At 67.2% G+C, this 14841-nt stretch carries 16 protein-coding genes and 1 tRNA gene; 11 read left to right on the forward strand and 6 right to left on the reverse strand.

The window, feature by feature from the left end; genetic code table 11:
- Positions 1–127 precede the first annotated feature (127 nt).
- From ACSX1C_RS13715 to hisB, 6 genes are all read right to left on the reverse strand, one after another.
- Positions 128–862, reverse strand: coding sequence for a substrate-binding periplasmic protein (locus tag ACSX1C_RS13715; RefSeq protein WP_439886583.1), 735 nt, complete (start codon positions 860–862; stop codon positions 128–130).
- A gap of 164 nt (positions 863–1026) precedes the next feature.
- Positions 1027–1797 carry an imidazole glycerol phosphate synthase subunit HisF gene (hisF, locus tag ACSX1C_RS13720; RefSeq protein ID WP_318644701.1) on the reverse strand — a complete coding sequence of 257 codons (771 nt, stop codon included), beginning with the start codon at positions 1795–1797 and terminating at the stop codon, positions 1027–1029.
- Between the two features lie 116 nt (positions 1798–1913).
- Complete coding sequence (gene hisA / locus ACSX1C_RS13725) at positions 1914–2651, reverse strand: 1-(5-phosphoribosyl)-5-[(5-phosphoribosylamino)methylideneamino]imidazole-4-carboxamide isomerase (protein ID WP_439886584.1); 738 nt, start codon at positions 2649–2651, stop codon at positions 1914–1916.
- Between the two features lie 39 nt (positions 2652–2690).
- A complete protein-coding gene (locus ACSX1C_RS13730; RefSeq protein WP_439886585.1) occupies positions 2691–2951 on the reverse strand; it encodes a DUF2164 domain-containing protein in 261 nt (86 codons plus the stop codon).
- Positions 2952–3590 (reverse strand): imidazole glycerol phosphate synthase subunit HisH, encoded by a 639-nt coding sequence (hisH, locus tag ACSX1C_RS13735; protein WP_439886586.1) that lies wholly within the window; start codon positions 3588–3590, stop codon positions 2952–2954. It abuts the gene before it with no gap.
- Entirely contained in the window at positions 3591–4184 is a 594-nt protein-coding gene (gene hisB / locus ACSX1C_RS13740; protein WP_318644697.1) for an imidazoleglycerol-phosphate dehydratase HisB, read from the reverse strand.
- Between the two features lie 145 nt (positions 4185–4329).
- Between hisB and ACSX1C_RS13745 the strand changes: the two genes are divergently transcribed.
- The 11 genes from ACSX1C_RS13745 to ACSX1C_RS13795 all read left to right on the forward strand — a co-directional run bounded on the left by ACSX1C_RS13745 (position 4330) and on the right by ACSX1C_RS13795 (position 14729).
- On the forward strand, positions 4330–4728 hold the full coding sequence (locus tag ACSX1C_RS13745) for an acetyl-CoA sensor PanZ family protein (protein WP_439886587.1): 399 nt from the start codon (positions 4330–4332) through the stop codon (positions 4726–4728).
- A gap of 24 nt (positions 4729–4752) precedes the next feature.
- Positions 4753–5859, forward strand: a complete 1107-nt coding sequence (locus tag ACSX1C_RS13750; protein WP_439886588.1) for an NAD(P)/FAD-dependent oxidoreductase — start codon at positions 4753–4755, stop codon at positions 5857–5859.
- Positions 5860–5919: 60 nt separating this feature from the next.
- Positions 5920–8148: an AsmA family protein gene (locus tag ACSX1C_RS13755; protein ID WP_439886589.1), complete on the forward strand. Its 2229-nt coding sequence runs from the start codon at positions 5920–5922 to the stop codon at positions 8146–8148.
- The gene (gene mutY, locus ACSX1C_RS13760) at positions 8145–9224 is read left to right on the forward strand and encodes an A/G-specific adenine glycosylase (RefSeq protein ID WP_439886590.1); all 1080 of its coding nucleotides are present in this window, start codon (positions 8145–8147) and stop codon (positions 9222–9224) included. The genes ACSX1C_RS13755 and mutY overlap by 4 nt, the downstream gene beginning before the upstream one ends.
- Positions 9221–9493: an oxidative damage protection protein gene (locus ACSX1C_RS13765; RefSeq protein ID WP_439886591.1), complete on the forward strand. Its 273-nt coding sequence runs from the start codon at positions 9221–9223 to the stop codon at positions 9491–9493. The genes mutY and ACSX1C_RS13765 overlap by 4 nt, the downstream gene beginning before the upstream one ends.
- A 90-nt stretch (positions 9494–9583) precedes the next feature.
- A tRNA-Phe gene (locus tag ACSX1C_RS13770) sits at positions 9584–9659 on the forward strand.
- 856 nt (positions 9660–10515) lie between these two features.
- Entirely contained in the window at positions 10516–11289 is a 774-nt protein-coding gene (locus ACSX1C_RS13775) for an ABC transporter ATP-binding protein (protein ID WP_439886592.1), read from the forward strand.
- 16 nt (positions 11290–11305) lie between these two features.
- Positions 11306–12058, forward strand: a complete 753-nt coding sequence (locus ACSX1C_RS13780; protein ID WP_318644690.1) for an ABC transporter substrate-binding protein — start codon at positions 11306–11308, stop codon at positions 12056–12058.
- A 50-nt stretch (positions 12059–12108) separates the two neighbouring features.
- Positions 12109–12804: an ABC transporter permease gene (locus tag ACSX1C_RS13785; RefSeq protein ID WP_439886593.1), complete on the forward strand. Its 696-nt coding sequence runs from the start codon at positions 12109–12111 to the stop codon at positions 12802–12804.
- The gene (locus tag ACSX1C_RS13790; RefSeq protein ID WP_439886594.1) at positions 12801–13490 is read left to right on the forward strand and encodes an ABC transporter permease; all 690 of its coding nucleotides are present in this window, start codon (positions 12801–12803) and stop codon (positions 13488–13490) included. The genes ACSX1C_RS13785 and ACSX1C_RS13790 overlap by 4 nt, the downstream gene beginning before the upstream one ends.
- 21 nt (positions 13491–13511) lie before the next feature.
- Entirely contained in the window at positions 13512–14729 is a 1218-nt protein-coding gene (locus ACSX1C_RS13795; protein ID WP_439886595.1) for a methyltransferase, read from the forward strand.
- Positions 14730–14841: the final 112 nt, after the last annotated feature.

Genomic DNA, 14841 nt, shown 5'->3' on the forward strand with positions numbered 1-14841 from the left:
GCCAGCCATAACTGCTTGAACATGGATGTTCCCTCATTGTTATAAGTACGCAGGCAGCCCAGCATACTCAGCACACAGGCCTTAGCCCAGCACCAACAGCAAAAACCTGGCGCGACGGCGCCCCGGGCTAGTAGCGCTCCACTATCCGGCTCAGCTCACCCTCGGCACGCAGGGCATCCAGGGCCTCCTGCAGGCGTTGCACCAACTCGTCTGGGGTGGCCAGGTTGAGCGCCAGGTACAACTCGGCCGTATGGAAGCGCTGCACCACGCGCAAGTCCTCGATGCCCTCCTGCTTGGCCAGGTAACGGCCACTGGGGTCGGCGGTGACCCACAGATCGATCTGCCCCTTGCCCAGCTTCTCCAGGTTCTTGTTGTCGCGCAGCGCCAGCTGCACCGGCAGGCCCCGGTCGATCAAGGACTGGCTGATGGCATCGCCCTGATAGCCGCCGATGCGATATTGCGCGGCCTCCTGCAGGCTGGCCAACTGGATAGGGCTGTCGGCCTTGGCCATCAGCACCCAATCGTTGCTGGCAATCGGGCCCACCCATTTGAACTGCTTCTCCCGCGCCGGCGTGCGAGCGGCGGAAAACAGGCCGTAGCCGGGCTCGTTGAGGGCCTGCTGATAGACCCGCGCCCAGGGGAAGCGCAGGATCTGCTGACACTCGACCCCGGCGCGCGCGCAGACGGCCCGCAGGGTGTCGGAACTGATGCCGGTGATGCCCGCATCCTTGGCGAAGTTGCGCCCATTCACCGAGTGGTTGAAGGGCGCGAGGTTCTCGGTGAGCAGGACCAGGTTCTGGGCATGGGCCAGGCCGACTTCACACAACAGCAGGGCAGCAGCGAATAGCCGTAGGACGGGCATGGGGACTCCGTGTCGAATAACAGATGGGGGGGGCACCGGGGCTGGCCTGGCCAGCCCGACAGCCAGAACGGCCGATGCGCGGACGCTGGAATTTTAACGATATGCGCCAGACGAGTCTGTCGACTCCGCCGCACTGGCGTCCCGCCGCGAGCCCCGAGTGCGGATCAGCGCACCACGATGCCGCGGCTGGCCAGGTAGGCCTTGGCCTCCGGCACGGTGTACTCGCCGAAGTGGAAGATGCTCGCGGCCAGCACCGCATCGGCCTTGCCTTCGAGGATGCCGGCGGCCAGGTGCTCGAGGTTGCCGACGCCGCCGGAGGCGATCACCGGGATACCCACCGCCTCGCTGATGGCGCGGGTCACGCCCAGGTCGTAACCGCTCTTCACGCCGTCCTGATCCATGCTGGTGAGCAGGATCTCGCCGGCGCCGAGGTCTTCCATCTTCTTCGCCCAGAGCACGGCATCCAGGCCGGTGGGCTTGCGCCCGCCGTGGGTGAAGATCTCCCAGCGCCCCGGCTCGCCCGGCGCCGAGACGCGCTTGGCGTCGATGGCCACGACGATGCACTGGGAGCCGAAACGCGAAGCCGCCTCGCCGACGAATTCGGGGGTGAACACCGCGGCGGTGTTGATCGAGACCTTGTCGGCGCCGGCGTTGAGCAGGTTGCGGATGTCCTGCACGCTGCGCACGCCGCCGCCGACCGTCAGCGGGATGAACACCTGACTGGCCATGCGCTCGACCGTGTGCAGGGTGGTGTCGCGGCCATCGACGCTGGCGGTGATGTCGAGGAAGGTGATCTCGTCGGCACCCTGCTCGTCGTAGCGGCGGGCGATCTCCACCGGGTCGCCGGCGTCGCGGATGTTCTCGAACTTGACGCCCTTGACCACGCGGCCGTTGTCCACGTCGAGGCAGGGGATGATGCGTTTAGCCAATGCCATAGTGATGCTCTCGTAGGCCGGGTTAGGCCGCAGGCCATAATCCGCCAATGCGGGTTGGAGTTCGACGCACACCGGTGGGTTACGCCGCTGCGCGGCTAACCCACCCTACGCCCGGATCAGCCCTTGTAGCTGTCGCAGTAGGTCTGGGCCTCGGCCACGTCCAGGGTGCCTTCGTAGATCGCCCGGCCGGTGATGGCGCCGATGATCCCCGGCGAACGGGCCAGCAGCAGCTTCTCGATATCGCCCAGGTTGTGGATGCCGCCGGAGGCGATCACCGGGATCTTGCTGGCCGCCGCCAGGGCCGCGGTGGCCTCGACGTTGCAGCCCTGCATCATGCCGTCCTTGGCGATGTCGGTGTAGACGATGGCGGCGACGCCGTCGGCCTCGAAACGCCTGGCCAGGTCCACCGCCTGTACGCTGCTGACCTCGGCCCAGCCGTCGGTGGCGACGAAGCCGTCCTTGGCATCCAGGCCGACTATGACCTTGCCGGGGAAGGCCTTGCAGGCCTCGGCAACGAACTCCGGTTGCTTGACCGCCTTGGTGCCGATGATCACGTAGCTGACCCCGGCCCTGACGTAGTGCTCGATGGTTTCCAGGCTGCGGATGCCGCCGCCGATCTGGATCGGCAGCTGCGGGTAGCGCTTGGCGATGGCGGTGACCACCTCGCCGTTGACCGGCTGGCCCTCGAAGGCGCCGTTGAGGTCGACCAGGTGCAGGCGGCGGCAACCACCGTCCACCCACTTGGCGGCCATGCTCACCGGGTCGTCGGAAAACACCGTGGAATCTTCCATGCGGCCCTGGCGCAGACGCACGCAGGCGCCGTCCTTGAGATCGATAGCGGGGATAATCAGCATCGGGGGAACCTGTTCGAGTCTAGGGAATTCGGTGAGGGGTCAGCTCTTCTCGAGCGCCCAGAGGTCGCTTTCGATGCTCTCGAACCTGTCCTTCAGGTGCGCCTGCACATCGAAAATCGCCTTGTTGTAGTAGTGCGGGGCAACCTCGCGGGTGAACAGGTCGAGCAGCTCCTGCACCTCGAAACTGCCCAGCGCGAGTTCGAAGCGCTCGTCCAGGAAGCGCTTGAGCAGTGCCACGGCGGCCTGCTCCTGCTCGGCCTCCAGGCGCAGCAGCGGTGTCCTGTCCTTGCCGCGGCCCATCTACCAGCGCCCGTCCCAGGCGGCGAAATTCTGCAGCAACTGCAGGCCATGGGTGTGGCTCTTCTCCGGGTGGAACTGCACGGCGAAGCGCGAACCGTCGGCCAGGGCGGCGGCGAAGTCCGCGCCGTAGTGGCCGCGGCCGACCACCTGCTGCGCCTTGCCGGCCTCGACGTAGTAGCTGTGCACGAAGTAGAAGCGCGCGCGGTCGGGAATCTCGTGCCACAGCGGATGCTTGACCGCCTGACTCACCTCGTTCCAGCCCATGTGGGGGACCTTGAGCGGCTCACCATCTTCGACCATGCCCTTGCCGAAGAAGCGCACCTGGCCGGGGAACAGACCGATGCAGTCGACGCCGTCGTTCTCCTCGCTGCGCTCGAGCAGCGCCTGCATGCCGACGCAGATGCCGAGGAAGGGGCGGTCCTGGCTGACCTCGCACACCAGCTCATCGAAGCCCAGGCGGCGAATCTCGGCCATGCAGTCGCGGATCGCGCCGACCCCGGGGAACACCACCCGATCAGCCTCGCGGATCACCTGGGCGTCGCTGGTCACCAGCACCCGACCGGCGCCGACGTGCTCCAGCGCCTTGGCCACCGAGTGCAGGTTGCCCATGCCGTAATCGATAACAGCGACCGTCTGCATCTAGAGCACGCCCTTGGTCGAGGGCATCTGCCCGGCCATGCGCGGGTCCAACTCCACGGCCATGCGCAGGGCGCGGCCGAAGGCCTTGAACACCGTCTCGATCTGGTGGTGGGTGTTGTGCCCGCGCAGGTTGTCGATATGCAGGCTGACCAGGGCATGGTTGACGAAGCCCTGGAAGAACTCCTGGAACAGGTCGACGTCGAAGCCGCCGACCGTGGCGCGGGTGAAGGGCACGTGCATCTGCAGGCCTGGGCGACCGGAGAAGTCGATCACCACGCGCGACAGCGCCTCGTCCAGCGGCACATAGGAATGGCCGTAGCGGGTCATGCCCTTCTTGTCGCCGATGGCCTGGGTGAAGGCCTGACCGAGGGTGATGCCGACGTCCTCGACGGTGTGGTGGTCGTCGATATGCAGATCGCCCTTGCACTCGATATCCAGGTCGATCAGGCCGTGACGGGCGATCTGGTCGAGCATGTGCTCGAGGAAGGGCACGCCGATGTCGAAACGCGCCTTGCCGGTGCCGTCCAGGTTGATCGAGACCTTGATCTGGGTCTCCAGGGTGTTGCGCTCGACGAATGCCGTACGTTCGGCCATCACCAGCTCCAAAAATTGCCCACGGAAAAAGGCCGCCATTATAGGCGCCCCAGGCCCCGGGCGGCTACCGGCGCTAATCGGAAGGCCGGGCTGTCGAGCCTCGACGCGAATCGCCTTACACTGCACCACCGGAGGAGCCCAGCCCATGCCCGTGATAGCCGAAACCCTCAGCACCCCGTCCGCCCAGGATCGCCTCGACCTGGCGAAGATCTATGCCGACGCGCCGCCCTGGCTGCTCGCCCCCTACGGCGACGCAGACGCCCTGATCCAGGCCGGCCTGGCCGCCGGCACCCTGCTGGCCGGCCGCTTCAACGACCGCCTGCTCGGCGCCGCACTGCTGCAGCGGCATGCCGACCACTGGCGCCTGTCGCACCTGTGCGTGCGCGCCATCACCCGACGCCGCGGCGTCGGCCAGCGCCTGCTCGATACGGCCAGGGCCCTGGCCATGGCCGAAGGCATGCCCCTGCGCTTGGCCGCCCCGGCCGGCCATCTGGACGTCCAGGCCCTGGCCGCCAGCCAACACCTGCCGCTGATCCAGCTGTAGCCCCAGCCGAGCACCCAGCACGCCATGGACAGTATCGACACCCTGATCATCGGCGCCGGCGCCCTCGGCCTGGCCTGCGCCGCGCGCCTGGCCCAACCGGACCAGAGCACCCTGATAGTCGAGGCGGAACGGCTCATCGGCTGCCACACCTCCAGCCGCAACTCCGAGGTGATTCACGCCGGCCTCTACTACCCACCCGGCTCGCTGAAGGCCGAGCTGTGCCTGGAGGGCCGCGAGCGCCTGTACGCCTGGTGCGCCACGCACCGGGTCGGCCACCGGCGCCTCGGCAAGCTGCTGGTGGCGGTCGGCGACAGCGAGCGCGACCAGCTCGACGCGCTCGCCGCCAATGCCGAGGCCTGCGGCGTGCACGACCTGAGAGCCCTGAGCCGCAGCCAGCTGCTGAGACTGGAGCCAGCCGTGCACGGAATGGCGGCGCTGCTGTCGCCGAGCACCGGGATCATCGACAGCCACGCCTACCTGCAGTCGCTGCTGGCGGCCGGCGAACAGCGCGGCGCACAACTGGTCCTCGACACCCGGGTCGAGCGGCTCGAGCCCGGCGCCGACGGCTGGCTCGCCAGCGGTGTCAGCGCCGGCGAGCCGTTCCAGATCAAGGCCCAGCGGGTGGTCAACGCCGGCGGACTGTTCGCCCAGCAGCTGGCACACCGCACCGCCGGCCTGCCTCCGGCGCAGGTCCCGCCCCTGCACCTGTGCCAGGGCCGCTATTTCGGCTACAGCGGCCGCTCGCCGTTCCGCCACCTGATCTATCCGCTGCCGGAGACCAATACCGCCGGCCTGGGCATCCATGCCACCCTGGATATGGCCGGCCAGCTGCGCTTCGGCCCGGACACCCGCTACCTCGAGCAGCTCGACTACCGGGTCGACGAACAGCTGCGCGCGCCCTTCGCCGCGGCGATCCGCCGCTACTTTCCGGGGCTCGACAGCAGCCGCCTGACACCCGGCTACAGCGGCATCCGCCCGAAACTCTGCGGCCCCGGGGAACCGCCCGCCGACTTCGTCATCCAAGGCCCGAGCGAGCACCGCCTGACGGGCCTGGTCAACCTGTTCGGCATCGAGTCGCCGGGACTGACCGCCAGCCTGGCCATCGCCGAGCGCGTGGCGCAGGCCCTTTGAGCCACCCGGCGTTATACTGTTGCGCTCTTCCTCCCTGCCATTCACAACAAGGATTCGTCCATGAAAGCGCTCGGCAAGATCCTGGGTCTGTTTTTCCTCGGACTGCTGCTGATCATCGTGGCCCTGGGCTTCGCCCTGACCCACCTGTTCGACCCCAACGACTACAAGGACGAGATCCGCCAACTGGCCCGCGACAAGGCCAATCTGGAACTGACCCTCAAGGGCGACATCGGCTGGAGCCTGTTCCCCTGGCTCGGCCTGGAGCTGACCGATGCCACCCTGGCCAGCGCCAGCACCCCGCAGCAGCCCTTCGCCGACCTGCGCCTGCTGGGCCTGTCGGTACGGGTGCTGCCGCTGCTGCGCAAGGAGGTGCAGATGAGCGACATCCGCATCGACGGCCTCAACCTCAACCTGCAGCGCGACGCGAAGGGCCACGGCAACTGGGAAGACATCGGCCGCCCGGCGCCTTCCGCCGACAACGCGCCCGCACCGGCCAGGACCGCCGGCGCCGCGGCGAGCGGTGAGACCGCGAGCCAGCCAGCCGAAGGCAACCAGCCGATCAAGCTGGATATCGACAGCCTGATCGTCAACAACGCGCGCATCGACTACCACGACGCGCGCAGCGGCCAGCAGCTCAGCGCCGAAAGCATCCAGCTGACCACCGGCGCCATCCGCGAGGGCGCCAGCATCCCGGTCAAGCTCAGCGCCTTCTTCGGCACCAGCAAACCCCTGCTGCGCGCCCGCAGCGAACTGCAGGGCCGACTGCGCTTCGACCGAGCGCTCCAGCGCTACCAGCTGGAAGGCGCGCGCCTGTCCGGCGAGGCATCCGGCGAGCCCCTCGACGGCCAGACCCTGACCTACGCGATCCAGGGCGAGCTGCTGCTCGACCTGGCCGCCCAGGTCGCCGAGTGGAACGGCCTGAAGCTTTCCGCCAACCAGCTGCGCGCCCTCGGCGAACTCAAGGTGCGCGACCTGGACAAGGCGGCGAAGCTGTCCGGCGGCCTGTCCATCGCCCCCGTCAACCTGCGCGACTTCCTCAACGGCATCGGCCAAGCGCTGCCGGCGATGAGCGACGCCAAGGCCCTCGGCGAGTTCGAGCTGGTCACCCGCCTGAGCGGCACGCCGAACAGCCTGACCCTGGAAGACCTGCAACTGAAGCTCGACGACAGCAGCTTCAACGGCCAGCTGGCCATCAGCGACTTCGCCAAGCAGGCCCTACGCGCACAGCTCGAGGGCGACCGCCTGGACCTCGACCGCTACCTGCCGCCAGCCAAGGACGCCAAGGGCGCCGACGCCGCGCGCCAGGCCGAGGTCAAGGAAGCCGTCGCCCGCGCCGGCAGCAACGGCAACAGCCCGCTGCCCGAGGCGCCGACCCAGCAGGCCTGGAGCTCCAGCCCGCTGCTGCCGGTCGACCAGCTGCGCAAGCTAGACTTGCAACTGGCCCTGAAACTCGAGCAGCTGACCTTCGACAAGCAGACCATCGAGGCGCTGAACCTCAAGGCCAAGAGCAAGACCGGCCTGCTGACCCTGGAGGAGCTGCGCGGCAAGCTCGGCGGCGGCAGCTTCGACGCCAAGGGGCATATCGACGTGCGCCCGGCCATTCCGCTGCTCAGCCTGCAGCAACGCCTCAAGCGCATCCCCGTCGAGCCCTTCCTCAAGAGCGATGAGCAAGCCGCGCCGCTCAAGGGCCTGCTCGACCTGCAGGCCGACCTCAACACCAGCGGCAACAGCGAGAAGGCCTGGATCGACGGCCTCAACGGCACGGCCAACTTCGCCCTGGAGGACGGCGTACTGGTCGACGCCAACCTCGAGCACCAACTGTGCCGCGGCATCGCCACCCTCAACCGCAAGGTGCCGAGCAATCCGCCGAGCGGCCAGGACACGTCCTTCGAGACCCTGCAGGGCAGCCTGAGCCTGCGCAATGGCGTGGCCAGCAACAACGACCTCAAGGCACGCATCCCCGGCCTCAGCGCCAAGGGTGACGGCGACCTCGACCTGCGCGTGCTCGGCCTCGATTACCGCGTCGGCGTCACCATCGAGGGCGACCAGCGCGCCATGCCCGACCCGGCCTGCCAGGTCAACGAACGCTACGTCGGCATCGCCTGGCCATTGCGCTGCCGCGGCCCCCTGGAGCTCGGCGCCAAGGCCTGTCGCCTGGACCAGGACGGCCTGGGCAAGATCGCCGCCAAGCTGGCGGGCAACAAGCTCAGCGAGAAGCTGGAAGAGAAGCTCGGCGACAAGGTCAGTCCGGAACTCAAGGACGCCCTCAAGGGCCTGTTCAACCGATGAGTCCCGAGCAGTTCTCCGCGGCGGTACTCGCCTGGTACGACCGCCACGGGCGCAAGGACCTGCCCTGGCAACAGGGCATCACGCCCTACCGCGTGTGGGTCTCGGAGATCATGCTGCAGCAGACCCAGGTCGGCACCGTGCTCGGCTACTTCGACCGCTTTATGGCCGCCCTACCGACCGTGCGCGACCTGGCCGAGGCGGCCGAGGACGAGGTGCTGCACCTGTGGACGGGCCTGGGCTACTACACCCGCGCGCGCAACCTGCAGAAGACCGCGCGCATCGTCATGGCCGAGCACGGTGGCGAGTTTCCCCAGGACGTCGAAGCCCTCACCGCCCTGCCCGGCATCGGCCGCTCCACCGCCGGCGCCATCGCCAGCCTGAGCATGGGCCTGCGCGCGCCGATCCTCGACGGCAACGTCAAGCGCGTGCTGGCGCGCTACGTGGCCCAGGAGGGCTACCCGGGCGAGCCCAAGGTGGCCAAGCAGCTGTGGCAAGTGGCCGAGCGCCTGACGCCCCACGAACGGGTCAACCATTACACCCAGGCGATGATGGACCTGGGCGCCACCCTCTGCACCCGCAGCAAACCGAGCTGCCTGCTGTGCCCGCTGCGCAGCGGCTGCCAGGCCCACCTGCTCGGCCTGGAGATCCGCTACCCGATGCCCAAGCCACGCAAGGCCCTGCCGCAGAAGCGCACCCTGATGCCACTGCTGAGCAACGGCGCCGGCGAAATCCTGCTCTACCGCCGCCCCTCCAGCGGCCTGTGGGGCGGCCTGTGGAGCCTGCCGGAACTGGACGACCTGCAAGGGCTCGCGGCCCTGGCCGAGCGCCACGCCCTGCGCCTCGGCGCACGCCAGGAACTGGCGGGCCTGACGCATACCTTCAGCCACTTCCAACTGGCCATAGAGCCCTGGCTGATCCGCGCCGAGAGCGCCTCCCACGCCGTGGCCGAGGCCGACTGGCTCTGGTATAACCTCGCCACCCCGCCGCGCCTGGGCCTCGCCGCCCCGGTGAAAAAACTACTGAAGCGCGCGGCCGACCAACTCAATGCCGACCCCATTACTGGAGAGCAGCCATGACCCGCACCGTGATGTGCCGCAAGCACAAGCAAGAACTGCCCGGCCTGGATCGCCCGCCCTACCCGGGCGCCAAGGGCGAAGACATCTACAACAACGTCTCCAAGCAGGCCTGGGACGAATGGCAGAAGCACCAGACCCTGCTGATCAACGAACGCCGCCTGAACATGATGAACGCCGAGGACCGCAAGTTCCTCCAGCAGGAGATGGACAAGTTCCTCTCCGGCGAGGAATACGCCCAGGCCGAAGGCTATGTGCCGCCCAGCGAATAGGCGCCCGAACGTAAACACCCGAAATAGTTAAATATTTTTTGATCTCGCGCTTGACAGGCATAAGTCAAAACCGTCTAATAGCGCCCCGTTGCCCAGGTAGCTCAGTCGGTAGAGCAGGGGATTGAAAATCCCCGTGTCGGCGGTTCGATTCCGTCCCTGGGCACCACTCATACTTTTCGAGTGGTGCCAAAACCACCCGAAAACCCACAAGAAACCCGCCTAGTGCGGGTTTTTTGTTTCCTGTGGTTCTCGACCCTCCCCACCACCCCAAATATTCAGGGGCATCTTTGGGGACATTCCCGGTTCGGTCATCTTTCATGCCCCCACGAAGGCAGCCCAACGCCTCGCAAAGCCATGCCTGCCATTCAGGCAGCCAGTCCACAGGGAAAGCCCCGCAGACTAACCGACGGCCAAGGGCCCCACCTGGGAGTGGCTCGAAGCTGCGGCGCATGGAATAGCGCATATCGATATGGAACGCGCCTCCCCCCAGCCCCCTCCTCGCAACCCCTCGCCCCAAAACACCCAGAGGCACGCCAGCAACAACCCGGCGGCGTCGCCGAGAGTGGCGTTAGACAAGCGCAGAAGGCCTCTGCCACCAGCCTCTAGCCGGGCTACCGCCTACCCGCGGGCGAGGTCAGCCTGGGTATCGAGAACCCGCTCAACAAGAATTACCCGACCGACTACGCTCAGGCCGCCAGCACCCGCGACGATCAGCGCCCCAGGGCCGCGGCCGCACCTCAACCCGGGCTATCAACTCAGCTTCTAGACCAGCGAGCGCGAGGGCAGGCGCAGGCTTCGGCGGTACGGCCAACGGCCGGATACCAGGGGCGATGCGGCTGTCGCAACGGCCTTTATTGCACCTGCGCGACAGACAACTGCGACCAGGCGACACCTGTGACCGAATGGGCCGCGACCGCCCAGTAAACGGCTTGGCGGTCAGCGAAACGCTATGCTAGCGTGGCGCCACGCCAGGAAGGCCGATCCACAGCCCGGAGCGCATTCGAACAAGAAGAGGACCCCCCATGGCCGAGGCCACGCCCGCGCTGGAAATCCGCGATCTGCACAAACGCTATGGCGACCTCGAGGTGCTCAAGGGCATCTCCCTCACGGCCCAGGACGGCGACGTCATCTCCATCCTCGGTTCCTCCGGCTCCGGCAAGTCCACCTTCCTGCGCTGCATCAACCTGCTGGAGAACCCCAACCAGGGCCAGATCCTGGTGGCCGGCGAGGAACTCAAGCTCAAGCCCGGCAAGCACGGCGAACTGGTCGCCGCCGACAGCAAGCAGATCAATCGCCTGCGCAGCGAACTGGGCTTCGTCTTCCAGAATTTCAATCTGTGGCCGCACATGAGCGTGCTCGACAACATCATCGAGGCGCCGCGCCGGGTGCTGGGCCTGAGCAAGGCCGAGGCCGTGGAGCGCGCCGAGGCGCTGCTGGCCAAGGTCGGCATCGCCGACAAGCGCCACGTCTACCCCAACCAGCTGTCCGGCGGCCAGCAGCAGCGCGCGGCTATCGCCCGCACCCTGTGCATGGAACCCAAGGTGATCCTGTTCGACGAGCCGACCTCGGCCCTCGACCCGGAGATGGTGCAAGAAGTGCTTAATGTGATCCGCGCGCTCGCCGAGGAAGGCCGGACTATGCTGCTGGTAACCCATGAAATGGGTTTCGCCCGCCAGGTGTCCAGCGAGGTGGTGTTCCTGCACCAGGGCCTGGTTGAGGAACAGGGCCCGCCGGAGCAGGTGTTCGACAACCCGAGCTCGGCGCGCTGCAAACAGTTCATGTCCAGCAATCACTAAAATGGAGCTACATCGCATGCAGAAGTATAAGAAGATCCTGCTGGCCGCGGCCGCCACCCTGGCCTTCGGCACCAGCGCGGTGGCCGCCGACAAGCTGAAGATCGGCACCGAGGGTGCCTACCCGCCCTTCAACCTGATCGACGCCAGCGGCCAGGTGGTCGGCTTCGACGTGGAGATCGCCCAGGCCCTGTGCGCCAAGATGCAGGCCGAGTGCGAAGTGGTCACCTCCGACTGGGACGGCATCATCCCGGCCCTGAACGCCAAGAAGTTCGACTTCCTGGTGGCCTCCATGTCGATCACCGAGGAGCGCCAGCAGGCGGTCGACTTCACCGAGCCCTACTACACCAACAAGCTGCAGTTCATCGCGCCGAAAGGCAGCGACTTCAAGACCGACAAGGCCAGCCTGAAAGGCAAGGTGATCGGTGCCCAGCGTGCCACCATCGCCGGCACCTGGCTGGAAGACAACCTCAATGACGTGGTCGACATCAAGCTCTACGACACCCAGGAAAACGCCTACCTCGACCTGTCCTCGGGCCGTCTCGACGGCGTGCTGGCCGACACCTTCGTCAACTGGGAATGGCTCAAGAGCGATGCCGGCAAGGGCTTCGAATTCAAGGGTGACCCGGTGTTCGACAACGACAAGATCGGCATCGCCGTGCGCAAGGGCGACCCGCTGCGCGAGAAGCTCAACGCCGCGCTGAAGGAAATCGTCGCCGACGGCACCTACAAGCAGATCAACGACAAGTACTTCCCGTTCAGCATCTACTGAGCAGCCTGTCCTGCGTCGCCGTGCCCGGCGACGCAGGCTTCTGAGCCTCCATGACCCTAGACCTCTACGGATTCGGCCCGGCCCTGGCCGCCGGCACCCTGATGACCATCCAGCTGGCGCTGTCGGCGCTGAGCCTGGGTCTGGTGCTCGGCCTGCTCGGCGCGCTGGCCAAGACTTCGCCGTACAAGCCGCTGCAATGGCTCGGCGGCAGCTATTCGACCCTGGTGCGCGGCGTGCCCGAGTTGCTCTGGGTACTGCTGATCTACTTCGGCACGGTCAACCTGATGCGCGAGCTGGCCGACCTGCTCGGCGTCGCCAGCCTGGAGCTGTCGCCCTTCGCCGCCGGCACCATCGCCCTCGGCCTGTGCTTCGGCGCCTACGCCACCGAGGTGTTTCGCGGCGCCATCCTGGCCATCCCCAAGGGCCACCGCGAGGCCGGCCAGGCCCTGGGCCTGTCCAAGCCCCGGATACTCTGGCGACTGATCCTGCCGCAGATGTGGCGCATCGCCCTGCCGGGCCTGGGCAACCTGTTCATGATCCTGATGAAGGACACCGCCCTGGTCTCGGTGATCGGCCTGGAGGAGATCATGCGCCGCTCGCAGATCGCCGTGACCGCCAGCAAGGAGCCCTTCACCTTCTTCATGGTCGCCGCGCTGATCTACCTCGGCCTGACCATACTCGCCATGATCGGCCTGCATTTCCTCGAGAAACGTGCCAGCCGTGGTTTTGTCAGGAGCGCCGCATGAACTGGGAAGTCATCATCAAGTGGCTACCGCGCCTGGCCGAAGGCGCCATGCTGACCCTGGAGCTGGTGGCCATCGCGGTGATCGCCGGACTGATCCTGGCGATCCCCATGGGCATCGCCCGCGCCTCCAAGCACTGGTATGTGCGCGCCCTGCCCTACGGCTATATCTTCTTCTTCCGCGGCACGCCGCTGCTGGTGCAGCTGTTCCTGGTCTACTACGGCCTGGCCCAATTCGATGCCGTGCGCGAGGGGCCGCTGTGGCCCTACCTACGCGACGCCTACTGGTGCGCCATCATCACCATGACGATGCACACCGCCGCCTATATCGCCGAGATCCTGCGGGGCGCCATCCAGGCCGTGCCCTCGGGCGAGATCGAGGCGGCCCGGGCGCTGGGCATGGCACGCTGGCAGACCATGCTCTACATCGTCCTGCCGCGGGCCGCGCGCATCGGCCTGCCGGCCTACAGCAACGAGGTGATCCTGATGCTCAAGGCCAGCGCCCTGGCCAGCACCGTGACCCTGCTGGAGCTGACCGGCATGGCGCGCACCATCATCGCCCGCACCTATCTGCCGGTGGAGATCTTCTTCGCCGCCGGCCTGTTCTACCTGGGCATCGCCTTCGTTCTGGTGCGCGCCTTCAAACTGCTGGAACAGTGGCTGCGGGTCGATGCCTGTCAGGGCCGCTGATCCACCCGCCTGCACTAGAAGATGGACGACCAGCCCCTTAGCGGCGACGCCCTGCTCCAGCGCTTCCGGGCGCTGGATCGGCTGCTGAGCGAATACCAGGGCCTCTGGCGCCCCCTGCCCTTCACCCAGCACCACCTGCCCTGGGAGAGCGCCCATCCCGAGCTGGCCCGCTGGCTGCGCAGCCGCAGCCTGGAGCAGGCCGAAGCCGACCATCACCAGCCACACCTGCTGCCGGCACCGCCGCCCTGGCCCGAAATGGCCCGGAGATGCGACGTCCTGAGCCGCATCGGCGAGCTGCCGCAACGCGCACTGCCCATGCCTCCTGCACGCTTGGCCCTGGATGTGCCCGGTCGCAAGTGGCAGCAGATTCAGGCATTCGCCGCCAGCCTGCAGTTCCGCCATGCGCCGCAGCACTGGCTCGACTGGTGCGCCGGCAAGGGTCACCTGGGCCGCCTGCTGGCCCATGAGGGGACGGCCCTGACCTGCCTGGAGCACGACCCGCAGTTGGTCGAGGAAGGCCTCAGGCTAAGCCAGCGCCTCGGGCTGACCGCCCAGCACCTGCAACAGGACGTACTGGCCGCCGACGCCCTGGAACGACTTGCCCCACGGCACACCCCTGTCGCCCTGCACGCCTGCGGCGACCTGCATGTGCGCCTGATGCAACTGGCCAGCCGCGCCGGCTGCCGTCAGCTGGCCATTGCGCCCTGCTGCTACAACCGCATCGCCACCGACAGCTACCAGCCGCTGTCCGCCGCGGCCCAGGCCTCGACACTGCAGCTGTCGCGGCAAGACCTGGCCCTGCCCCTCAGGGAAACCGTCACCGCCGGCGCCCGGGTACGCCGCCAGCGCGACCTGTCCATGGCCCGCCGCCTGGCCTTCGACCTGCTGCAGCGGCAGCTGCGCGGCATCGATGACTACCTGCCGACTCCCTCCCTGCCGCCGGCCTGGCTGGACAAGGGCTTCGCCAGCTATTGCCGGGATCTGGCCGCCCTCAAGGGCCTGCCAACACCAGACAAGGCAACCGACTGGCCCCGCCTGGAAGCGCAAGGCTGGCAACGCCTGGCCGAGGTGCGCAACCTGGAGCTGCTGCGCGCCCTGTTCCGCCGCCCCCTGGAGCTCTGGCTGCTGCTCGACCGCGCCCTCTACCTGCAGGAACAGGGCTTCGCCGTGCGCCTCGGCAGCTTCTGCCCGCACCGACTCAGCCCGCGCAACCTGCTGCTGCTTGCCGAACGGCCCTGAGTTGCCCACACATTCTGTGGATAACTTTGTTGATAGATTCTGAGCAAGCGGCTGCAAGCCCCTACCTAAAAGACCTTCCAGCGACTGCCGATTTTTTGATCATGATTTAAAA

It is taken from the genome of Pseudomonas sp. MBLB4123, from assembly GCF_051904775.1.
GTDB classification, from domain to species: domain Bacteria; phylum Pseudomonadota; class Gammaproteobacteria; order Pseudomonadales; family Pseudomonadaceae; genus Aquipseudomonas; species Aquipseudomonas benzenivorans_B.